20 protein-coding genes and 2 pseudogenes are annotated in these 19,467 nt (G+C 66.9%); 11 read left to right on the forward strand and 11 right to left on the reverse strand.

The window, feature by feature from the left end; all coding sequences use genetic code 11:
- Positions 1 to 335: 335 nt before the first annotated feature.
- Positions 336 to 782 carry a hypothetical protein gene (locus QFZ23_RS20570; RefSeq protein ID WP_306925825.1) on the forward strand — a complete coding sequence of 149 codons (447 nt, stop codon included), beginning with the start codon at positions 336 to 338 and terminating at the stop codon, positions 780 to 782.
- A 15-nt stretch (positions 783 to 797) separates the two neighbouring features.
- Here the strand turns inward: QFZ23_RS20570 and QFZ23_RS20575 are convergent, their stop codons facing one another.
- Complete coding sequence (locus tag QFZ23_RS20575; RefSeq protein WP_306925827.1) at positions 798 to 1,412, reverse strand: TetR/AcrR family transcriptional regulator; 615 nt, start codon at positions 1,410 to 1,412, stop codon at positions 798 to 800.
- Positions 1,413 to 1,552: 140 nt separating this feature from the next.
- Between QFZ23_RS20575 and QFZ23_RS20580 the strand changes: the two genes are divergently transcribed.
- The 3 genes from QFZ23_RS20580 to QFZ23_RS20590 all read left to right on the forward strand — a co-directional run bounded on the left by QFZ23_RS20580 (position 1,553) and on the right by QFZ23_RS20590 (position 3,175).
- Positions 1,553 to 1,789 carry a hypothetical protein gene (locus QFZ23_RS20580; RefSeq protein WP_306925829.1) on the forward strand — a complete coding sequence of 79 codons (237 nt, stop codon included), beginning with the start codon at positions 1,553 to 1,555 and terminating at the stop codon, positions 1,787 to 1,789.
- A gap of 153 nt (positions 1,790 to 1,942) precedes the next feature.
- Positions 1,943 to 2,422, forward strand: a complete 480-nt coding sequence (locus tag QFZ23_RS20585) for a sensor histidine kinase (RefSeq protein ID WP_306925830.1) — start codon at positions 1,943 to 1,945, stop codon at positions 2,420 to 2,422.
- Between the two features lie 57 nt (positions 2,423 to 2,479).
- Positions 2,480 to 3,175: a nucleoside/nucleotide kinase family protein gene (locus QFZ23_RS20590; protein ID WP_306925831.1), complete on the forward strand. Its 696-nt coding sequence runs from the start codon at positions 2,480 to 2,482 to the stop codon at positions 3,173 to 3,175.
- Here QFZ23_RS20590 and QFZ23_RS20595 read toward each other — a convergent pair whose 3' ends face one another.
- Both QFZ23_RS20595 and QFZ23_RS20600 read right to left on the reverse strand, forming a co-directional pair.
- On the reverse strand, positions 3,176 to 3,421 hold the full coding sequence (locus tag QFZ23_RS20595) for a hypothetical protein (RefSeq protein ID WP_306925832.1): 246 nt from the start codon (positions 3,419 to 3,421) through the stop codon (positions 3,176 to 3,178).
- Positions 3,422 to 3,526: 105 nt separating this feature from the next.
- A complete protein-coding gene (locus tag QFZ23_RS20600; RefSeq protein ID WP_306925834.1) occupies positions 3,527 to 4,573 on the reverse strand; it encodes an LLM class flavin-dependent oxidoreductase in 1,047 nt (348 codons plus the stop codon).
- A 142-nt stretch (positions 4,574 to 4,715) separates the two neighbouring features.
- Here QFZ23_RS20600 and QFZ23_RS20605 point away from each other — a divergent pair, with 142 nt between their 5' ends.
- Entirely contained in the window at positions 4,716 to 5,552 is an 837-nt protein-coding gene (locus QFZ23_RS20605; protein ID WP_306925835.1) for an alpha/beta fold hydrolase, read from the forward strand.
- Positions 5,553 to 5,854: 302 nt separating this feature from the next.
- A complete protein-coding gene (locus QFZ23_RS20610; protein ID WP_306925836.1) occupies positions 5,855 to 6,391 on the forward strand; it encodes a hypothetical protein in 537 nt (178 codons plus the stop codon).
- 99 nt (positions 6,392 to 6,490) lie between these two features.
- Here the strand turns inward: QFZ23_RS20610 and QFZ23_RS20615 are convergent, their stop codons facing one another.
- The 7 genes and pseudogenes from QFZ23_RS20615 to QFZ23_RS20645 form a co-directional block, all read right to left on the reverse strand.
- A complete protein-coding gene (locus QFZ23_RS20615; protein WP_306926958.1) occupies positions 6,491 to 7,162 on the reverse strand; it encodes an Ig-like domain-containing protein in 672 nt (223 codons plus the stop codon).
- Positions 7,163 to 7,198: 36 nt separating this feature from the next.
- Positions 7,199 to 7,303, reverse strand: a pseudogene (locus tag QFZ23_RS20620) (hypothetical protein); the annotation flags it as partial.
- A 271-nt stretch (positions 7,304 to 7,574) separates the two neighbouring features.
- A pseudogene (locus QFZ23_RS20625) lies at positions 7,575 to 8,738 on the reverse strand (S8 family serine peptidase); the annotation flags it as partial.
- Positions 8,739 to 8,836: 98 nt separating this feature from the next.
- Entirely contained in the window at positions 8,837 to 9,853 is a 1,017-nt protein-coding gene (locus tag QFZ23_RS20630; RefSeq protein ID WP_306925838.1) for a magnesium and cobalt transport protein CorA, read from the reverse strand.
- Between the two features lie 150 nt (positions 9,854 to 10,003).
- Positions 10,004 to 10,402, reverse strand: a complete 399-nt coding sequence (locus tag QFZ23_RS20635) for a cupin domain-containing protein (RefSeq protein ID WP_306925840.1) — start codon at positions 10,400 to 10,402, stop codon at positions 10,004 to 10,006.
- Positions 10,403 to 10,641: 239 nt separating this feature from the next.
- Complete coding sequence (locus QFZ23_RS20640; protein ID WP_306925842.1) at positions 10,642 to 11,373, reverse strand: glutamine amidotransferase; 732 nt, start codon at positions 11,371 to 11,373, stop codon at positions 10,642 to 10,644.
- Positions 11,374 to 11,377: 4 nt separating this feature from the next.
- Complete coding sequence (locus QFZ23_RS20645; protein ID WP_306925843.1) at positions 11,378 to 12,079, reverse strand: FadR/GntR family transcriptional regulator; 702 nt, start codon at positions 12,077 to 12,079, stop codon at positions 11,378 to 11,380.
- A 129-nt stretch (positions 12,080 to 12,208) separates the two neighbouring features.
- Between QFZ23_RS20645 and QFZ23_RS20650 the strand changes: the two genes are divergently transcribed.
- The 3 genes from QFZ23_RS20650 to QFZ23_RS20660 are packed head-to-tail and all read left to right on the forward strand — an operon-like array spanning position 12,209 to position 16,459.
- Positions 12,209 to 13,609 (forward strand): SLC13 family permease, encoded by a 1,401-nt coding sequence (locus QFZ23_RS20650; RefSeq protein WP_306925845.1) that lies wholly within the window; start codon positions 12,209 to 12,211, stop codon positions 13,607 to 13,609.
- Between the two features lie 52 nt (positions 13,610 to 13,661).
- Positions 13,662 to 14,915, forward strand: a complete 1,254-nt coding sequence (locus QFZ23_RS20655) for a CaiB/BaiF CoA transferase family protein (protein ID WP_306925847.1) — start codon at positions 13,662 to 13,664, stop codon at positions 14,913 to 14,915.
- Positions 14,916 to 14,917: 2 nt separating this feature from the next.
- Entirely contained in the window at positions 14,918 to 16,459 is a 1,542-nt protein-coding gene (locus tag QFZ23_RS20660; RefSeq protein WP_306925850.1) for a carboxyl transferase domain-containing protein, read from the forward strand.
- Between the two features lie 13 nt (positions 16,460 to 16,472).
- Here QFZ23_RS20660 and QFZ23_RS20665 read toward each other — a convergent pair whose 3' ends face one another.
- The gene (locus tag QFZ23_RS20665; protein ID WP_306925851.1) at positions 16,473 to 17,084 is read right to left on the reverse strand and encodes an NADPH-dependent FMN reductase; all 612 of its coding nucleotides are present in this window, start codon (positions 17,082 to 17,084) and stop codon (positions 16,473 to 16,475) included.
- Between the two features lie 233 nt (positions 17,085 to 17,317).
- Here QFZ23_RS20665 and QFZ23_RS20670 point away from each other — a divergent pair, with 233 nt between their 5' ends.
- Both QFZ23_RS20670 and QFZ23_RS20675 read left to right on the forward strand, forming a co-directional pair.
- Positions 17,318 to 17,479: a hypothetical protein gene (locus QFZ23_RS20670; protein WP_306925852.1), complete on the forward strand. Its 162-nt coding sequence runs from the start codon at positions 17,318 to 17,320 to the stop codon at positions 17,477 to 17,479.
- Between the two features lie 56 nt (positions 17,480 to 17,535).
- Positions 17,536 to 19,401, forward strand: a complete 1,866-nt coding sequence (locus tag QFZ23_RS20675) for a Na+/H+ antiporter (protein WP_306925853.1) — start codon at positions 17,536 to 17,538, stop codon at positions 19,399 to 19,401.
- The last annotated feature ends 66 nt before the right edge of the window (positions 19,402 to 19,467 follow it).

Genomic DNA, 19,467 nt, shown 5'->3' on the forward strand with positions numbered 1-19,467 from the left:
ACGCCCTTGCGGAACGCTTGTTAAGGCGGTGGTCCGGGCGCCCATCGAGTGGCTGCCCTCCCCGCCTTCCGCAGCTCAGCGCACACCAATCCGGAAGTTTCCCTATGAAAAACCGGGAACTTTCCGGCAGACGCGCCCGTGCTCCGGGCGGAGAAGGACTTTTCGCTGCGTTGGCCCCCCAATTTCCGGCCAGAACATTCCATGGAGGGGTGCCGGCAGCGAGGTTTTCACAGGAGGAATACCGCACACTGGCGCCATGCAAAAGGATCATGCCGCCAACGGAGGAACCGCGATGAGGAAGCCGGAAGAAAACGCGAACCTTCACGGAGGTCCCGATGGACGCTAGTGTCCCCACGCCGGCTGAGCCCGAAGGGCTGAAGACGGCTGCTGAACCGGGGCGATGCACCCAGGATGCGGAGGATGCGTTCGAGGTTTTCTGCAGCGACTCGCTGAGGTCCATTGACAGGACCGTGATGCGCGCCCAGGTCATCGAACTCATCCTTGACATTCTCGCCACCACGGATGTCCAGTCGGAAGCCCGGCACCGGCTGCTGCAGCACCTGGCCTCACATCCGGGATCCCCCGAACAAGCGCTGCTGTGCCACCTGACCGAAAACGCGTGTCTCCCGCCGGCAGCGGGCGGCAGCTCCCTCCCGGCGGGCGGAGACTACTCCGCAGCAGGCGTTGCTGAGGGGCCGATGGAAAGTAGCGGGAACACAGTTGACGGAGCGAAGCCGAAGTGGCTGCCGGCTCCACTGCGGAACCTGCTCCGGCTCGACTGATAGCGTCCCGCGGTGTCAGCTCCGGTGGTGCGCGATCAGCCAGCCGGCCATCTGCTGCGCCCGCTTGGAAGCGAGGAAGTCGCCTTCTGTGGCGGAAATTATGGAACCCTTCATCAGGATGTGCCAGGAGCGTGCGAATTCGTCAGGGCGCTCCAGCCCCGCCTCCTCGGCAAGTGCCTGGATGTGACCCCGGATTCTGGCGAGGTAACCGATGCTGGCCTCGCCAAGCGGATGCCCCGGTCCCATCTCGAGGAGGACGTTGATGAAGGTGCACGCTTCGAAATCGTCCCGCTCGAACCAGTCGCCGAAGACGTCGAAGATGGCAAGCAGGCGGCCTTCGGGCGTGGTCCCCCTGCGCCTCGCCTCGGAGACAATGAGGTCCACCGTCCAAACCTGGTCGCGGAGTGCCAGGAAAGCCAGAACCAGTGCATCCTTGGACGGGAAGTGGCGGTAAAAAGTGGATTTAGCTACGCCGGACCGTTCGATCAGCTCATTGATTCCGACGTCGCGGACACCGCGGTGGGAGAACAGCTCGTAGGCAGTGGCGAGGATCCGGTCCACGGGTTCACTATGGCCGGTCCGCACCTCTTCAGGCATCACGGCATCCCCGGTTGCATCAGGAGCACTCATCAGAGAATCAGTGTACCTTGGGACTGGCAGAGACAGACCTGTCTGTCTTATTGTGTTAGGAACATGACGCCTCGTCTTCGGGAAATGTGGGTCCCCCCGGACGCTGGAGTCACTGCAATGGAGCAGAGACGGAGGGCACAATGGACGACGACATCCGCGCGGTGGAAGAAGCCGTGGCGACCCTGGAATCCACACAGGCGGAGCACGACCCGGCAGCGGCAACCCTGCAGCATGCAGTTGCCGCGGCTGTAACCCACGGCAAGCCGATCAGTGAAGTAGCGGCGGCCGCGCACATGACAGCGTTGGAGGTCCTCGATGCAGCTGATGCCGCCACGTATCCGCAACAGGCACTCCAGCCCTGGATGGTGGCCCAGTAGCTGCGCGCAAGATCTTGCGAAAACTTGATTGGATCCCGAGTTAAAGCTGCGGCAAGCCTGATCGGCCCGCGCCACCCTTAAGCATCAGCCCCTGGAGGAGCGATCCTTCCAGGGAAAGCATGCAACTAGGACCGCAAGGAAGCGGGGGGCGCCATGAACTACTCACCAGCTCTCGAGGAAGTCGTCGCAGTCGGCGGCGTCATCACCGATCGGAAGCCCGTGGACTTTCACCGGCTGGGGCTCGCCGGCTGCATTGACCGGCTCACGGTCCCCCTGCGCCGCCAAGGCACCTGCGTCCATTGGGAGACGCCCCATCACGGCGTGGAGATCTCCTCCGGCTGCGCCTCGCTGCTGTATCAGTCTGCGCAGGTGGCGCTGAGCAACACCTTCAAACATGCCCATGCCACGGATGTCACTGTCCGCCTTGCCGCCGTTTTCCACGGCATCCGCCTGATGGTCGCCGACAACGGTACCGGCTTCGAAGCAGTTCCCCGGGCAACAGGGGAAGGCGAGGCCGATCGCCTGGGGCTCAAGACCATTTCACAGGCGGTCGAGGAAGCGGGCGGGACCGTGAACATCACCTCTGCTCCCGGCACCGGCACGGCCATCACCATCACCATTCCGCTGGACTGAACTCCGCACGTCACATCGTGCGCTGCGCTCCCCCGGGCCTCGCCTAGGATGCTGTGCATGACCCTTTCAAACGTTGAGCCGCAAGACGTTGAGCCGCAAGACGTTGAGCCCCAGGCCGTCCGCGCTTTCGAATCCGGAGAAATCCAGCAGGCCGTCGCCGAACTGCGCAGCCGGATGACCTCCGGAAGGCGGATTCTGCTCGGCGTGGCAGGTTCCCCGGGGTCCGGCAAGTCCACCTTTTCGGCCTGCCTGGCGAACGCCCTGGGCTCCGACTCGGCCCTCGTGGTGCCCATGGACGGTTTCCACCTGGGCAACGCCATCATTGACGGCACTCCCCTGCGGCAACGCAAGGGTGCCCCGGACACGTTCGACGTCGGCGGTTACCTTTCGCTCCTGCGGCGGCTTGTGCGCCGGGACGAGGAGGTCGTATACGCGCCGGAATTCCGGCGGACGATCGATGAGCCCGTGGCCGCATCGCTCGCCATTCCATCCACCGTCCCCATCATCATCACCGAGGGCAATTACCTGCTCAGCGACGGTCCGCGCTGGCAGCAGGTGCGGGCACAACTGGACGAGGTGTGGTTCATCGACACACCGCACGACCTGCGCCTTGCCCGCCTGGTTGAACGGCACATGCTCTTCGGCATGGACCGTGCTGCGGCCGAGGCCTGGGCAAACGGTCCGGACGCAGCCAATACCCGCCTGATCGAAGCCACCCGCTTCCGCGCCGACAGGGTTATTCCCTGGGCTTAGCTAGCTGTCCTCTGCGTCCCACAGCCCGGATTCGTCCGCGGCCTCTTCCGGCTTGCGTTGGCCCTCCGGCGATCCACTGCCCACGTAGCTGGCGGGCACTGTTCCGCCCGCCTGTGTCATCTGTTCCTCACGGATGTTGTGCGCCGTGCCAGCCTCGGGATGGGGCTGCTCCTGTTCGACGGCGTCCGGGTCGCCGGGGCCCCGAAGGTCGCTGGGCTCTTCCGCGTTGCGCTTGCTGTCGGTCATGCCACTGCCTCTCACTGGGAAATGCCGGTCGCGTCCCAGTCTAGGCACACCTGGGACCGCCGCAGCGAGGTTGCGAGCAGCCCGGCGACGAGGGCTGCCAGCCGGTTACGCCCGCTCCGGCACATCCTGCGGCGCCCATCCCAGGGATGGGGCCACGTGGCGGGCAATGGTGGCCAGCAGCTTGGTGTTGTACTCCACCCCGAGCTGGTTGGGAACGGTCAGCAGTAGTGTGTCCGCTGCCTGCACCGCGGCATCGGCGGCGAGCTCGCCGGCGATGATGTCCGGCTCACCGATGTAGCTCTTGCCGAATCGGGCCAGCGTGCCGTCGAGTGCCCCGACCTGGTCCCGGCCCTCGCGGAGGGCGCTCAGCCCGAAGTACTGCCGGTCCTCGTCATCGGCCAGCGGCAGGACGCTGCGGCTGACCGAAACCCGCGGCTCACGGCCATGCCCGGCCGCCGCCCACGCCTCACGGAACATCGCGATCTGCTCGGCCTGGAGCTCGTGGAATGGCACGCCGGTATCCTCGGTCAGCAGGGTGGAGCTCATGAGATTCATCCCGCGCTCGGCTGCCCAGACCGCCGTCTTCCGGGTTCCGGCGCCCCACCAGATCCGCTCGGGCAGACCCTCGGAGCGGGGTTGGACGGGCAGCAGCCCGGTGGCCCCACCGGCATACCGGGGGTCGGCCTCCACAACGCCGGCGCCGGCGATGGCCCGCCGAAACTCCTCGGCGTGGCGTCGCGCCATGTCGGCATCATTCTCGCCATGCCGCGGCACATAGCCGAATGCGCCCGCGCCGTTCCGAGCCGGCTCGGGTGAGCCGCGGCTGATGCCGAGCTGGAGCCGGCCGCCGCTGATGAGGTCCGCGGCCGCCGCCTCCTCAGCCATGTACAGCGGATTCTCGTAGCGCATGTCGATGACGCCGGTGCCGAGCTCAATGCGGCTGGTGCGGGCCGCCGCGGCCGCGAGTAGCGGAAACGGCGACGCCTGCTGGCGCGCGAAGTGGTGAACGCGGAAAAACGCGCCGTCGATGCCCAGCTTCTCCGCGGCCACGGCCAGCTCTATCCCCTGCAGCAGCGCATCACGCGCCGTCCGGGTGCGGGAACCCTGCACCGGGCCCCAGTGGCCGAAGGACAGGAAGCCAATTCGTTTCATGCCCTGCACAACACCACCGTCTCCGCTGCCATTCCTGCAGGCTACGCCCCGTGACAGGCCGCGCGCGCCGGCCCGCGATCCCGATAGGTTGGTACCACCGCATGAGGACGTCCGTTCTCACGAGACCGAAGGGAATGCTGACATGGCTTTCATCACCGTTGGACAGGAAAACAGCACCGACATCGAGCTCTACTACGAAGACCACGGAACCGGACAGGCTGTTGTCCTCATCCACGGCTATCCCCTGGACGGATCCTCCTGGGAGAAGCAGACGGCCGCCCTGCTCGATGCCGGCTACCGCGTCATCACCTACGACCGCCGCGGCTTCGGCAAGTCCAGCAAGCCCACTACCGGCTACGACTACGACACCTTCGCGGGCGACCTCAACACCCTCCTGACCGCCCTGGACCTCAACGAGGCGGTGCTTGTTGGCTTCTCGATGGGAACAGGCGAGGTGGCAAGGTATCTCTCCACCTTCGGCTCGGCACGCGTTGCCAAGGCCGCTTTCCTCGGGTCCCTGGAACCCTTCCTCCTGCAGGCCGACGACAACCCCACCGGCGTGCCGCAGTCCGTCTTTGACGGCCTCACCGAGGCAGTCAAAGCGGACCGCTACGCCTTCTTCACGGAGTTCTTCAAGAACTTCTACAACACCGACACTTTCCTGGGTACCCCCCGCCTCAGCGAGGAGTCCCTCAGGGCAAGCTGGAACCTCGCCGCCAGCGCCGGCGCGTTCGCCTCGGTGGCCGCCCAGCCCACGTGGCTCACTGACTTCCGCTCCGATATCCCGAAGATCGACGTCCCTGCACTGATCGTGCACGGCACCGCGGACAACATCCTGCCGATTGACGCCACCGGCCGGGAGTTCAACAAAGCCCTGCCGGAGGCTGACTACCTGGAGATCGACGGCGCCCCGCACGGCCTGCTCTGGACCCATGGAGCAGAGGTCAACGAGGCCCTGCTCGCCTTTCTGCGCAAGTAGCCTGGCAAGGGAAGGCGGCCGGCGGCGGTAGCTTGGCGTGGTCGGCCGCCGGACCGAAACCGGAAGCAGCTGCTTCCGGTTGACAGTTTCCGTAAATAAGTGTTGACACGCACTTCCGGAGGTAAACTGTTGAAACCGGATCCACGTACTTCGTTTGAAGTGGATCCGCTCCAAGCCCACCCGGCGATTCCGGGTGGATGATCATAAAGCGGCAGAAGTGGTTGGTAGGTCTCCACGTTCCCCGTGATCGGCTAGTGCTGCCAGAACATATCAGTGTGCATCGCTACGCAGGAGCAAAAACTATGACCATCACCTCGCCAACACGGCAGCGGCGCCCTTTGGCAGCCAAGCTCGCAATGGTTTCGACTGTTTCCTTGGGACTGCTAGCCGGTCCCGTTGCTTTAGCTGGCCCGGCCAGCGCTGGCATGCAGGACCACGGCAAGAAGGACAACTGTTCCGTTACGGCTTACACGCCAAAGAAAGTCGACTACGGCCACAGAGATCGGGACTACGGCAAGTCCGTCAAGGTTGAATTCAAGTTCAAGATCCACTGCGACAAGGGCACCAGGGTCTACTTCGACCACAAGATGTTCCAGGGTCACGGACGGCATGACAAGGACCTCGGGCGTGACCACGGCTGGGTCTGGGTCCATGGAGACAAATACTTCAGCAATAAGGAGAAAGTATCCGCCGACCGCGGTGACAAGGACGTCAAGGTGTCCCACACCGTTAAGATCCAGTTCAAGGACAAGGACAGGCACGGCCACTGGACTTGGAAGTCGGATTCCAGCCACGCCTCCGCTCGGATTGACCTCGACAAGGGGCATAAAGGCTACTAGCGCAGTCGCCAGTAGAGTCCAATTATTTGAGTCCTAGCAACTGAACAGAAGCACGACGGCGGCACTTATGTGCCGCCGTCGTGCTCTGTTTACTCTCGCTCAGAGAGAACCGGTGGTGAATGTCCAGCTGGCGGATTTCAGCGGGTTGCCCGCCAGGTCGCGGACCGCGGAGGTTCCGCCGGTCACGCTGACCGTGTAATTGGTCCTCGCCGCGAGGGTCGCCGAAGGGTTCAGGATCCACTGGTTCGTGATGCCGTTGCGGGAAACAGTTGCCGTCACCAGGGCACCCGTGGCGGCGTTCTTCAGCGTAACGGAGCCGGCGCCGGCCCCCTGGATGGCCTCACTGAATGTCACCGCGACGTTGTTGGCGCGCCGCACCAGCGTGGCGCCCGGGCGCGGGGTGATGGCCGTGATGACGGGGGCCGGGCCGGTGGTGAACGACCAGCTGGTGGTGGCCAGCGGGGTGCCTGCAGCGTCGCGGACGGCGGCGGCTCCGCCGGTCAGCGTCGCCGTGTACGTGGCGTCGTTGGCGAGGTTGGCCGCGGGGTTCAGCGTGGCGGTCCCGGTGGTACCGCTGTAGGTGACGGCCGCCGGAACAACGGTGCCGCCCGGGCCGCGCAGCACGAAGCTGCTGCCGCTGATGCCCTGCACCGCGGTGCCAAAGGTGGCTGTGACATTGCTTCCGCCGTCAATTTCGGTGCCGTTCGCGCCGGGCGTGCGTGCCGTGACCGTGGGGGCCGCGGCCGCGGTGAAGGACCAACTGCCCGTCACGAAGGGGGTGCCTGCGGCGTCCCGGATGGCCGAGGCTCCGCCGGTCAGCGTCGCCGTGTACTTCTGCGAGGCACCCAGCAGGCCCTCCGGGTTCAGCGTTGCGGTGTGCGTGGCGGCGTCGTAGGTGACGGCGGCCGGCACTGTTGCTCCTGCAGCGTTCCGGAGGATGAAGGTGGAACCGCTCAGCGCCTTGGACGGCGGTGCCGAAGGTGGCGGTGACGTTGGCTGCCACGGCAGCAGCCGAGGAGTTGGCTGCCGGGCTGAGCGCTGTCACGGCCGGTGCGGCGAGGACCGCGGCGGCGGGGTCGGTGAAGAGCAGGCGGTTGGGTGTTCCGGCCGTGGCGGCGGAGACCGCGCCGGAAGTGGCGGCGGAGAGCAGCTTCGTCGCAACGTCTGCGGGCAGCAGCCCAGGCGACCGGGACAGCATCACGGCTGCGGCGCCGGCCACGTGCGGTGAGGCCATCGAGGTGCCGCTCATCAGGGCCGTCGCCGTGGTGGAGCTGGGGGAGGCGGACTTGATGCCCACGCCCGGAGCGTACAGGTCAACGCAGCTGCCGTAGTTGGAGAACGCCGCCTGCTTGTCCGCGGAGTCGCTCGCGGCGACGGTCAGCGCGCCGGCAACGCGGGCCGGGGAGCTGTTGCAGGCATCGGCGGCGGAGTTTCCGGCGGCGACCACTGCGGTGACGCCGTCGTTGATGATGCCCTGCACCGCGGCGTCCACCATGGCGCTGGCGGGGCTGCCGAGGCTCAGGTTGGCCACGGCCGGGGTTCCGGCCTGGTGGTTGGAAGCGATCCACTCCAGGCCCGCGATGACGTCCGAGTTGAACCCCGAACCGCTGCAGTCCAGCACGCGGACGGGGACCACGGTGGCCGCCTTGGCCACGCCGTAGGTCTTCCCCGCGATGGTGCCTGCAACGTGCGTGCCGTGGCCGTTGCAGTCCCCGGTGCCCAACCCGTCGGAAATCGCGGTCCACCCCTGGGTGACGCGGCCGCCAAACTCCGCGTGCGCAGACAGCACGCCGGAGTCAATGACGTAGGCGCTCACGCCGGCGCCGGAGGACGCCGAGGTGTAGGTCCCGGACAGCGGCAGGGCGCGCTGGTCAATGCGGTCCAGCCCCCACGTTGCGGACTGCTGGGTATCGGCTGCCGTCACCGGGGCGTCGGGTTCGACGGCGGCCACGCCCGCCGAGCGCTTCAGTTCCGCGGCCTGCCCAGGCGTTGCCGTCACCACGGCGCCCCGAATGGCTTTGGCGAAGGTGCGTCCGACGGCGATGTTCCGCGAGCGCAGGTTCCGCACGGCCGAGGAAACATCGGTCCCGGCGGAGTAGCGCACAATGTAGCGGGCAGGAGCTGCGGCAGTGCTCGTGGCGGCAGCGCCGGCGTCGGCGGTGCCCGGCGAGACTCCGGCGAAGGCTGCGGCAAAGCCCGTCAGCAGCAGCGAGGCCAGGGCAGGACGGAGAACAGACGAAGCGCGAATTTTGGGGTTCCTTCGAAAGCTGAGGGCCGGCGGGGAGAGCCAGTGGAGGGGCTGTATCCAGTGTATTTTCCGCGGCCCGGCAGGGTGCCGCAGCTGCACGGAAGCTTTGATGAAGCTTCGGCTCCTGTGGAAAAACCGGCTTAATCCTGAGCTTTCCCCGCTTAGGCGCCGGCTGGGGGTCCGGGGCGAAGGGAAGGCTAGATCCAGTTGTTGTGCTTGAAGGTGGCGTACAGGATTAGCCCCATGCCGATCATCAGCCCCAGTGCCATGGGATAGCCGAAGATCCAGTCGAGCTCAGGCATCGTATGAAAGTTCATCCCGTAGATGGTGCCGATGAGCGTGGGCGCGAAGAGAATGGCCGCCCAGGAGGAAATTCTCTTGACCTGCTCGCTCTGCGCGAAGCTGGACTCGGTGAGGCGCCGCATCTCGTCGTTCTGGCGCTGGGCTACAAGGGCTGCGTTGACCGCTAGCGCGTTCTGCAGCAGCGCCCGGAAGGATGCGATCCTGTCGTTGAGGCGAAGGACGTGGTCCAGCACATCGCGGAGGTGGTCCTGGAGTTCCGGGCCTGGCTTATGCTCGTGCGTTCCGCTGATCAGGGCCTGCAGGATTCCGGCCAGTGGCCCGGTGGCGCGCTGGACGGTGATGACCTGGCGGGACAGCTCATAGATGCGGCGGGAAACCTCCGGGTCCGCACCGAACAGTTCGTCCTCGATCTCGTCGATGTCGTTTTCCAGGCCGGCCGCAACAGGCTCGTATTCGTCAACCACCTGGTCCAGGATGGCGTACAGCACGGCGTCGGGACCCAGGGCCAGGAACTCCGGCTGCGATTCCATACGGCGGCGCACCCGCGCCAGGTCCGGTGATTCCGCGCGGCGCACGGTGACCACGAAATCCGGCCCGGCGAAGACGTGGATCTCGCCGAACTCCACCTTTTCAACGTCGTCAAGATACCGTGCCGGGCGCAGGACCAGGAAGAGCGTTTCACCGTAATGCTCCAGCTTGGCGCGCTGGTGCCCGGTAAGCGCGTCCTCGACCGCGAGGGCACTAAGGTCGAACTCGTCAGCCACCGACCGCAGCTCGTGGGGGTCGGGCCGGTAGAGCCCGATCCAAGCCATACCCTCGCGCTGCCGCAGCAGGAAGTAAGTCTCCTCCAGCCCTTCCGGATCAGCCGTCCGGCGTCCGGCCACGTACACCGCGTTATCGATAATGGCCATGGCGGCGACTCCTCAGCTGGACCGGCATCCCATGGCAGTGACGTTAGCCGTTCCGGGACGCCGTGCCAATACACCGGAGTGCGCACGCCAAAGGCAGCTCAGGGGGACGGCCCTGGCTGCCTGGACTCGGCCGGCTCAGATTCGAGCCAGTTAGATTCTGGCGTGGAGGCCGCGGCTGACCGGCCGTCCGAACGACGCTGCGCCAAGGAATTCGACGGCCACGAACGGCTCGGAACCCACCACCCACTCATCGTGCCCCGGAGGAATCGCATAGGTGTCGTTGGCGCGGATGAAGGAGCGGGCGCCCTCGGGCGCCTGCACCTCCATGACACCGGACAGGCAGAACCCGAGGTGGTTGTGCTGGCAGAAGGGTGTCTGCTCGGTGGGCTTGGTGCATTCGGACCAGCGCCAGCCGGGGGCGAGGATCAGCCGGGCAACGGAGAAATCGTTGACGCTGACCAGGTCCACCTCGGCCTTGTCCGGGCACCTCTTCTTATCGGGTTCATCGAAGGACTTGACGGCAAGGGCGGTAATGAAATTAGCGGTCATGGGACGCTACCTGCGGATTCGGTTGAGACCTGAAAAATGAAGGCGGCTTCGGGAGAAGCGCCACGCTGGCAAGGTGCAGCTGCCGCCGAGGCGTGTCCGTGCAACAGCCGCATATTGTTGGTGTGGCGACCCCTCGCCACACACGCACGCAACAGATCAATGTTGACGTAGTCCAACCGTAGACCTCCGCAGATCGAAGTCAATGGGCAGAGTTGCCCGCCCACCACAGTCAGCTGCGGTTACCTGCCGTAGAGCTTCACGAAGTTCCGCAGGATCTTCATGGGTTCGGTGGCGGTGAAGGTCCGGGCTGCCGCCATCAGCTCCTCGGCGGATTCGGGCGGGAAGTACCCGGCGTTGCGGTAGATGTCGATCCTGGTCACCAGCCCTTCGGCGTCCAGTTCGGGGTGGAACTGGGTGGCGTACAGGTTCTGTTTGATCCGGAACATATGCACCGGGCAGGCGGCGGAGCTCGCCAGCAGTACCGCGTGCGGGGGCAGCACCGTGCACCCTTCCTTGTGGCCGGTGAAGGCGGTGAACTGCGCCGGAAGGCCTGCCAGCAGCGGATCCTGCAGGCCTTCCGGGCTCAGGCTGATGGTCACGCCGCCCAGCTGCTCGCCGTAGGTCCGGTCGATCACTGCGCCCTGGTGCAGGCCGAGGGTGCCGACTCCGTAGCAGGCGCCCAGGAACGGGAAATCCTCTGCCACGATCCGGTCCAGCAGCCCCGACAATTCGCGCTCGACGCGGTGCTGGGCTGCACTCTTCTTGTCGGGAGGGTCACTCGAGGTGAACGGGCTGCCGCCCACGATGAGGCCGGAATAGTCGTCCAGGTCCAGCTCCGGCAGCGGCGCGCGCTCCATCCGGATCCGCTTCAGCTGGTCCGGCTCCAGCCCGCCAAAGCGCAGGTATGCCTCGTATTCGTCCTCCGCGGCGACGTCCTCGGCCCGCGAGGCGAGCAGCAGAAACGGCTTCACGTGCTTACTTCAGCAGGGCGACGTCGGACACGAGGGTGATGTGGTCCAGCATCGCCGCCGCGGCGGCCTCCGAATCCTGGACCCGGATGGCGTCCGCGATCTTGCGGTGGGATGCCAGTGACTGCTCCGGCCGGCCGGGCTGCCCCAGCGACTCGAGCCGCGTTTCGAGGATCATCCCGGCAATGAAGGTCATCAGCTGAGCCAGCACGCCGGAGTGCGCCGCGGCGGTGATGGCCTGGTGGAACAGCTCGTCGCCGTGGGCCCCCTTCGCGCCCGAAGCCACCTCTTCCGCCATGACGTCAAGCGCCTTGTCGATCGCCTGCATGTCCTCGTCCGTGCGCCGCGCGGCAGCAAGCTCGGCCAGCTTGACCTCGAGCGTGCTGCGGGCTTCGACAATCTCGGGAAGACGGCTCCGGTGCTCACGCAGTCCCTTGAGCACCGAGGGAACGTTGGGCCGGTAGACAAGAACCGCTCCGGTGCCGTGTTGGACGTCGATGACGCCGAGGACCTCCAGGGCCACCAGCGCCTGGGCAAGCGTCGCCCGCGAGACGCCCAGCCGTTCGGCCAGGTCCCGCTCCGCGGGAAGGGTGTCGCCGGGCCCCAGCTGCGCGGACTCGATGAAGTCCATCAACTGCTCTACGAGCTGCTCGTAGAGGCGCGGGCGCGCGACGCGGGAAATCTGTTGCGTTGCGGTCTTCCTGGGCATGCGCATCCTTCCGGCGTTATCGCACCAGCTTAGCGGAGGAGTATTGACAAAGTCACCTAGTGTCTAGGAGGCTAGGCCAGTGGGCTTGTAAGCCACATCACATCAATCTCTCATCCCGGAGGAACAACGATGTCCGCTCCCGTCCTGTCCATCATCATCCTGGCGGTGATGTTCCTGCTGGCCACGGTGCTGCCTCTCAACATGGGCGCCTTGGCTTTCGTAGGCGCCTTCCTGCTCGGCTCTGTGGTCCTGGGAATGTCCACCAGCGATATTCTCGCCAACTTTCCCGGCGGCCTGTTCCTGACGATCGTCGGTGTCACGTACCTCTTCGCGATCGCCCAAAACAACGGAACCATCGACCTGCTGGTCCGTGGCGCGGTCAGGATGGTGGGCAGCAAGGTGGCCCTCATCCCCTGGGTCATGTTCGCCATCACGGCGGTCATTACTGCCGTCGGCGCCCTGTCCCCCGCCGCCGTCGCGATCATCGCCCCCATCGCCCTGAGCTTCGCCGCGAAGCACAGGATCAACCCCCTCATGATGGGCATGATGGTGATCCACGGGGCGCAGGCCGGCGGCTTCTCCCCGATCGCCGTCTACGGCGTCACAGTCAACGGCATCATCGCCAAGACGGACCTCGAAGCCAGCCCCATGGCGATCTTCCTCGCCAGCTTTGTCTTCAACCTCGCCATCGCCGTAGTGCTTTTCATCGTCCTGGGCGGCAGCAAACTGCTCTCCACCAAGACCGGCCGGCTCATGGAGCAGGCCGCCGAGTCCAGGATGGCCGTCAGCGTCGGCGCCCGCGCCGCCGGTGTCACCCTGCAGGGCTCCGGTTCCGACATCTCCCCCTCCGGCGTCGCCCGCAAGGGAACCTCCGGCTCCGCTTCAGCCTCCCGGTCAGCAGCTGGCCCGGCCGACGCCGCCGGTGCCCGCGCCACCGTTCCGCAGCTGGTCACCATTGCCGGCCTGATCGCGCTGGCCGTCATCTCGCTCGGTTTCAAGGTGGACGTCGGGTTCGTCTCCATCACCATCGCCATGGTCCTGGCCCTCGTCTCACCCGCCGCCCAGAAGGGCGCCGTCAACAAGATCAGCTGGTCCACCGTCCTGCTCATCTGCGGCATGCTCACCTTCGTGGGCGTCCTTGAGGAAGCCGGCACCATCAAGTTCGTGTCCGACGGCGTCGCCCACCTCGGGATGCCGCTGCTGGCGGCCCTGCTGATCTGCTACATCGGTGCCGTGGTCTCGGCCTTCGCCTCCTCCACCGCCATCCTGGCCGCCCTCATCCCGTTGGCCGTCCCGTTCCTGTCCACCGGCGAAATCGGTGCCGTCGGCGTGATCGCCGCCCTGGCCGTCGCCGCCACGATCGTTGACGTCTCGCCGTTCTCCACCAACGGTGCGCTGGTTCTGGCCAACGCCCCGGAGGACGTGGACAAGGACAAGTTCTACAAGCAGATCCTGGCCTACAGCGGCATCGTCGTCATCGCCGGCCCGGCCATCGCCTGGCTGGTCATGGTGCTCCCCGGCTGGATGTAGCCGGCCGGAACAGCACCAACAGCCCCTCCAAGCAAGAGAAGGAACACCCAGCATGAGCCATGAATCCACGCCCCAGCCCGAAGGCCCCCTCGCCGGTTACCTTGTGGTGGACCTGAGCCGGGCCCTGGCCGGACCGCATGCCGGCATGATGCTCGCGGATCTGGGCGCCCGGGTCATCAAGGTTGAGAATCCCGGCACCGGAGACGATACGCGCGGCTGGGGGCCACCGTTCGTCGGCCCCGAGGACGATCCCCAGGCCACGTACTTCCTCTCCTGCAACCGCAACAAGGAATCCATCGCCCTGGACCTGAAGAGCGACGACGGGCGGACGGTTCTGCGCGAACTGCTGGAACGCGCCGACGTCGTCATTGAAAACTTCCGCCCCGGCGTGCTGGACCGGCTCGGGTTCTCCGCAGCGGAGATGCACGCGCTGAACCCTTCGCTGGTGGTCCTGTCCATCACCGGTTTCGGGCATGACGGCCCGGAGTCGCGCCGCAGCGGCTACGACCAGATCCTGCAGGGTGAGGCCGGGCTGATGTCCCTGACCGGCTCCGGCCCGGACGACCCCCAGCGGGTGGGTGTGCCGATCGCAGACCTCCTCTCCGGCATGTACGGGGCGTTCGGCACGCTCGCGGCACTGCTGCAGCGCGAACGGACGGGCCAGGGGCAGATCGTGCGGACCTCGCTGCTTGCCGCCTTGATCGGTGTGCACGCGTTCCAAGGCACGCGCGCCACCGTTGCCGGCGAGGTGCCCAAGGCCCAAGGCAACCACCACCCGTCCATCGCGCCCTACGGCCTGTTCCACTGCCGGCAGGGCCGCGTGCAGATCAGCGTGGGCAGCGAGAAGCTGTGGCGCACGTTTGCCTCGACGTTCGGCATTGACGCGGACCGCCCGGAGTTCGCATCCAACGCCGAGCGCGTCCGGAACCGGGAAAAGGTCATCGAGGAGGTGGAACGCGCGTTCGCCGAGTACGAGGCGGAGCCGCTGCTCGCCATGCTGAACGAGGCCGGGATCCCGGCGGGCAAGGTCCGCACCCTGGACGAGGTGTACAAATGGGAACAGGTCCATTCGCAAGGCCTGGTGATCGACGTCGACCACAAGATTCTCGGTAACGTCACCCTGCCGGGGCCGCCACTGCGCTTCTTCAGTGCCGCGGACACCGCGGAAACCACGCTCAAGGCCCACACGGCTCCGCCGCTGCTGGACCAGGACGGCAAGCAGATCAGGCAATGGCTCGGACTTGTTCCGGCCGATGCCGCCGCTGCCGGGGTCGGCGCCGCCGGCTCCGCCGGGGAGGGCCGCTGAGCATGGGCACAGACAATGACCAGCCGGAAGGCCAGAAGGTCCGGCACCTGGACGCCACCGAACTCATCACTGCCGTCCTCGACCCCGGCTCGTACCGCTCCTGGGACTCCCCTGTGGTGGACCCCGACCCCGGCCCCGGGTACAGGCAGGAACTGGCTGCGGCCCGGGAGAAGTCCGGCGTGGACGAGTCCGTCCTCACGGGTGAAGGCCTCATCCGCGGCCGGCGGGTGGCCGTCATTGTCAGCGAGTTCCGCTTCCTGGCCGGCTCCATCGGCCTCGCCGCAGCGGAACGGATCGTGAACGCCGTCGAGCGCGCCACCCGGGAGGGGCTGCCGCTCCTGGCCGGACCGGCGTCGGGCGGCACCCGCATGCAGGAGGGCACCATAGCGTTCCTCTCCATGGTGAAGATCAGCGCGGCCGTCCGGGCGCACCGGCAGGCCGGCCTGCCTTACCTCGTCTACCTCCGGCATCCCACCACCGGCGGTGTCATGGCCTCCTGGGGCTCCCTCGGGCACATCACCGTGGCCGAGCCGGGCGCCCTCCTCGGATTCCTGGGGCCGCGCGTCTACGAGGCGCTGTACGGTTCCCCTTTTCCGGAGAACGTCCAGGTGGCAGAGAACCTCTTCGACAAGGGGCTCGTGGACGCGGTGGTCCCGCCGTGGCAGCTGTCCGACGTCGTAGACCGTGCCCTGAGCATCTTGGTCGCCGGCCCGCATGCGCGGGTACGCCCGCCGCGGACGCTGTCCGTGAAACCGTCCGACGCCGGAGCCTGGGAATCGATCGAAATCTCCCGGAACCCGCGGCGCCCGGACCTGCGGCAGCTGCTGGCCTACGGGGCCCGTGATGTGCTTCCGCTCAACGGCACCGGCCAGGGCGAAAAAGACCCGGGGCTGCTGCTGGCACTGGCCCGCTTCGGGCAGAAGTCCTGCGTGGTGATCGGGCACACCCGGCCCCGGCCCTCCCAGCAGACCGCTATGGGACCCGCGTCCCTGCGTGAAGCCCGGCGGGGCATGCGGCTGGCCGAGGAGCTCGGACTTCCCCTGGTGACGGTGATCGACACCGGCGGCGCGGCGCTGTCCAAGGAAGCGGAAGAGGGCGGACTGGCCGGCGAAATCGCACGGTCGCTCCATGACCTCATCGGACTCAACTCCCCCACGGTTTCCGTGCTGATGGGCCAAGGCACCGGCGGCGGCGCCTTGGCACTGTTTCCGGCCGACCGCACCATCGCTGCCCAGCACGCCTGGCTGTCCCCGCTGCCGCCCGAAGGGGCAAGCGCCATCGTTCACCGCAGCACCGAATTCGCCCCGGCCATGTCCGAGGCGCAGGGCGTCAACGTCGCCGCACTCTACGCCCACGGCATGGTGGAGCACATCGTGGACGAACGAGGCGACGCGGCCCTCGAGGGCAGAGCGTTCTGCCAGCGCCTGGGCCAGGCGATCGAGTACGAGCTGGCGGCGCTCTCGGCCGCCGGGGTGGCGGACCTCCTCCCGCAGCGGCTCGAAAAGTACCGCAACCTCGGCGGGCTCGTCCCCCTCCCCCTCTAGGGGAAGGCGACGGCTAGCGGGAGAGCTTCTGGGTGTCGGGTTCCGGGTCGCCGATGTGGCCCGGCGCGTTGGCCGCCAGGACCCGCTGGACGAAAGCGCAGTACTCCTCCATGTAGTGGCGCAGGAAGGCCTCAGTGGATTCGTCCTTGACCTCGCCGTCGCTGCCGAAGACGTCCGGGTTGAACTTGACGTAGGCCTCGGGGGCGTTCAGCTGCGGGGCATCGAGGAAGCTCAGAACGGCGCGCATGGAGGACTGCATCACCGCAGTGCCGATGCTCCCGGGCGAGGCGCCGATGATGCCGGTGGGCTTGCGGGCGAACGAGTTGGTGCCCCAGGGCCGGGAGCCCCAGTCGATGGCGTTCTTCAGCGCACCGGGGATGGACCGGTTGTATTCCGGCGAGACAAAGAGGATGCCGTCGGAGCCTTCGATGGCCTCCTTGAGCGCCCGGCCTTCGGGCGGGAAGTCGGTGTCGTAGTCGTAGCTGTACAGGGGCAGGTCCTTGATGGGGATCTCGGTGAATTCGAGGTCCCCGGGGGCGAGCCTGATGAGGGCCTTGGAGAGGGTCCGGTTGATAGAGCCGCTGGCCAGGCTCCCTACGAAATAGCCGATCTTGTGCGTTGCCATAGTGTTGTTCCTTCCCAACAGCCGGCGCGGACCGGCCGGGTAGACGGTGCTAAGGGCGGTGCTGCGGCTGGCAGCCGCGGGGGCATTTCGGGTGCAACCCCAATAGTTCAACACAGAACAGCACCCCCGGCCAGCGCACAGGCGCCGGTCCTTGACAGTCTGAGTGGTGCGGTAGCTAGATGAACGTTAAGCGATGGCCCACAGCACACAACCGCAACAGAGGAGCGGCAGTCATGAGCGAGAACCCGGAGTCGCTGCAGCGCATCCACAGCGAGGCCCCCGCCGAAGGGGATGAAACGGCAGACCCTACCGACATCCGCATGCATTCGCAGGATCCGGCCGAAGGTGCTGACGACGTCGTCGAACCCGCGCCCAAGCGTGCGGAGACACCCTGAGGGAAGTCCCCGTCCCCGCCCGCCGTCGGCCAGTCCGCGGCTGAGAGAATAGCCGCATGGACGTCGCCCTGGGATTGCTGGCGCTCGCCGCCGTGGTGTGCGCAGTCAGCGCGCTGGGCCGCAAGCTCGATGTGTCGGTCCCGCTGCTCCTGGTGCTCGCCGGGGTGGCCGGCTCCTTCCTCCCGTTCGTGCCCCGCGTCGACCTCAACCCTGAACTGGTCCTGGTGGGGTTGTTGCCGCCGCTGCTGTACGCCGCCGCCCTGCAGACATCGCTGTACGATTTCCGCTCCAACCGACGGGCCATCGGGCTGCTCTCGGTGGGCTACGTCATCTTCGGCACCATCGGGGTGGGCCTGGTGGTCTGGTGGCTGTTCCCGGAGATACCGCTCGCGGCGGCCATCGCGCTCGCTGCCGTGGTGGCTCCGCCGGATGCGGTGGCCGCCACGGCCATTGCCCGCAAGGTGGGGATGCCGCGCAGGATCGTCAGCATCCTGGAGGGCGAATCGCTGGTCAACGACGCGACCGCCCTGGTGTGCCTTCGCGCAGCCGTCGCCGCCCTCGCAGGAGCCGTTTCCGTGCTGGAGATCGGCGCCGACTTCATGCTGGCCGCCGGCGGCGGGCTGGTGGCGGGCCTCGCCGCCGCCTACGTCCTCACCCAGTTGCGCCTGCGGATCCGCAACGTTGCCATCAATACCACGACGTCGCTGATGGCACCCTTCGTGGCGTACCTGCCGGCGGAGGCAATCCATGCGTCCGGCGTCCTGGCCGTGGTGGTGACCGGCCTGATCATGGGCACCAAGGCACCCTCCATGCCCAACGGGGCCGCCCGGCAGAGCCAGCGGAGCAACTGGGAGACGGTGCAGTTCCTGCTGGAAAATTCAGTGTTCCTCCTCATCGGCCTGCAGGTGCGGACCGTCATAGAGGGCGTCCAGGACGATTCCCTCGGCGCTGCCAGAATCTGGGCGGGCTGCGCGGTGATCCTGCTGGCCGTGCTGCTGCTACGGCCGGTCTGGGTCTTTCCGGCGACCTACCTGCCCAGGCTTATCCCGGCCGTCTCCCGGAAGGACCCAGCACCGCCCTGGCAGTACCCAGCCATCATCTCGTGGGCCGGCATGCGCGGCGTGGTGACGCTCGCCGCAGCCCTCACACTGCCCGAGGACCTGGAGCACCGCACCGTCCTGATCCTGGCGGCGATGGTGGTGGTGGCCGGCACGCTGGCGCTGCAAGGGTTCACGCTGCCCGCCCTGGTGCGGCTGCTGCGCGTGGAGGGCCCCGATCCGGGCGAGGACGCACTCTCCCAGGCGTCCCTGACGCAGCAGGCCACGGCAGCAGGAGTGGAGCGGCTGCACGAACTGCGGACTGACGATGATCCGCCAGAGGTGGTGGCCATGCTCAAGCGAAGGACGCTGGAGCGGGGGCTGGCAGCGTGGGAACGCCTGGGCAGGCCGACGGCGGAGGCGGCCACTCCCAGCCAGCGTTATGCCCAGCTGCGGCTGGCCATGCTCGAGGCGGAACGGGCGAAGGTCCTCGAACTTAGGAACGGCGGGAACTACGCCCACGAGGTCCTGAGCAGCGTCCTGGAGCGGCTCGACGTCGAGGAGTCGATGCTGGACGCCGTCATCGAGGAGGCTGACGTTTCCGGCTCCCGCGCCGTCGCCAGGCCGGGAGGCGACTGCGCACATCTGGAGTCGGCACGCGATCCCGAGGTTCCCCGCGACGCACGCTGTGACGCCTGCGCCCGCGAAGGGACCGTCACGGTGCACCTGCGGATGTGCCTGGAGTGCGGGAACGTGGCCTGCTGTGATTCCTCGCCCGCCACCCACGCGTCCCGGCATTTCAAGGCCACCGGGCACCCGGTCATGCGCAGCATCGAACCGGGTGAGGACTGGCGGTGGTGCTACGTGGACGATCTCCTCGGATGACGGGGCCGGATAGCCCGGGGCGGGGACAATTTAGCCCAACCGATCTAACAGCCCCCTAACCTGCCG

It is taken from the genome of Arthrobacter globiformis (assembly GCF_030818015.1).
GTDB lineage: Bacteria > Actinomycetota > Actinomycetes > Actinomycetales > Micrococcaceae > Arthrobacter > Arthrobacter globiformis_C.

Excerpts from the sequence above, each read along its gene's own strand:
- QFZ23_RS20570 (WP_306925825.1), top strand. The coding sequence starts at position 336 with ATGGACGCTAGTGTCCCCACGCCGGCTGAGCCCGAAGGGCTGAAGACG.
- QFZ23_RS20575 (WP_306925827.1), bottom strand. The coding sequence starts at position 1,412 with ATGAGTGCTCCTGATGCAACCGGGGATGCCGTGATGCCTGAAGAGGTG.
- QFZ23_RS20580 (WP_306925829.1), top strand. The coding sequence starts at position 1,553 with ATGGACGACGACATCCGCGCGGTGGAAGAAGCCGTGGCGACCCTGGAA.
- QFZ23_RS20585 (WP_306925830.1), top strand. The coding sequence starts at position 1,943 with ATGAACTACTCACCAGCTCTCGAGGAAGTCGTCGCAGTCGGCGGCGTC.
- QFZ23_RS20590 (WP_306925831.1), top strand. The coding sequence starts at position 2,480 with ATGACCCTTTCAAACGTTGAGCCGCAAGACGTTGAGCCGCAAGACGTT.
- QFZ23_RS20595 (WP_306925832.1), bottom strand. The coding sequence starts at position 3,421 with ATGACCGACAGCAAGCGCAACGCGGAAGAGCCCAGCGACCTTCGGGGC.
- QFZ23_RS20600 (WP_306925834.1), bottom strand. The coding sequence starts at position 4,573 with ATGAAACGAATTGGCTTCCTGTCCTTCGGCCACTGGGGCCCGGTGCAG.
- QFZ23_RS20605 (WP_306925835.1), top strand. The coding sequence starts at position 4,716 with ATGGCTTTCATCACCGTTGGACAGGAAAACAGCACCGACATCGAGCTC.
- QFZ23_RS20610 (WP_306925836.1), top strand. The coding sequence starts at position 5,855 with ATGACCATCACCTCGCCAACACGGCAGCGGCGCCCTTTGGCAGCCAAG.
- QFZ23_RS20630 (WP_306925838.1), bottom strand. The coding sequence starts at position 9,853 with ATGGCCATTATCGATAACGCGGTGTACGTGGCCGGACGCCGGACGGCT.
- QFZ23_RS20635 (WP_306925840.1), bottom strand. The coding sequence starts at position 10,402 with ATGACCGCTAATTTCATTACCGCCCTTGCCGTCAAGTCCTTCGATGAA.
- QFZ23_RS20645 (WP_306925843.1), bottom strand. The coding sequence starts at position 12,079 with ATGCCCAGGAAGACCGCAACGCAACAGATTTCCCGCGTCGCGCGCCCG.
- QFZ23_RS20650 (WP_306925845.1), top strand. The coding sequence starts at position 12,209 with ATGTCCGCTCCCGTCCTGTCCATCATCATCCTGGCGGTGATGTTCCTG.
- QFZ23_RS20655 (WP_306925847.1), top strand. The coding sequence starts at position 13,662 with ATGAGCCATGAATCCACGCCCCAGCCCGAAGGCCCCCTCGCCGGTTAC.
- QFZ23_RS20660 (WP_306925850.1), top strand. The coding sequence starts at position 14,918 with ATGGGCACAGACAATGACCAGCCGGAAGGCCAGAAGGTCCGGCACCTG.
- QFZ23_RS20665 (WP_306925851.1), bottom strand. The coding sequence starts at position 17,084 with ATGGCAACGCACAAGATCGGCTATTTCGTAGGGAGCCTGGCCAGCGGC.
- QFZ23_RS20670 (WP_306925852.1), top strand. The coding sequence starts at position 17,318 with ATGAGCGAGAACCCGGAGTCGCTGCAGCGCATCCACAGCGAGGCCCCC.
- QFZ23_RS20675 (WP_306925853.1), top strand. The coding sequence starts at position 17,536 with ATGGACGTCGCCCTGGGATTGCTGGCGCTCGCCGCCGTGGTGTGCGCA.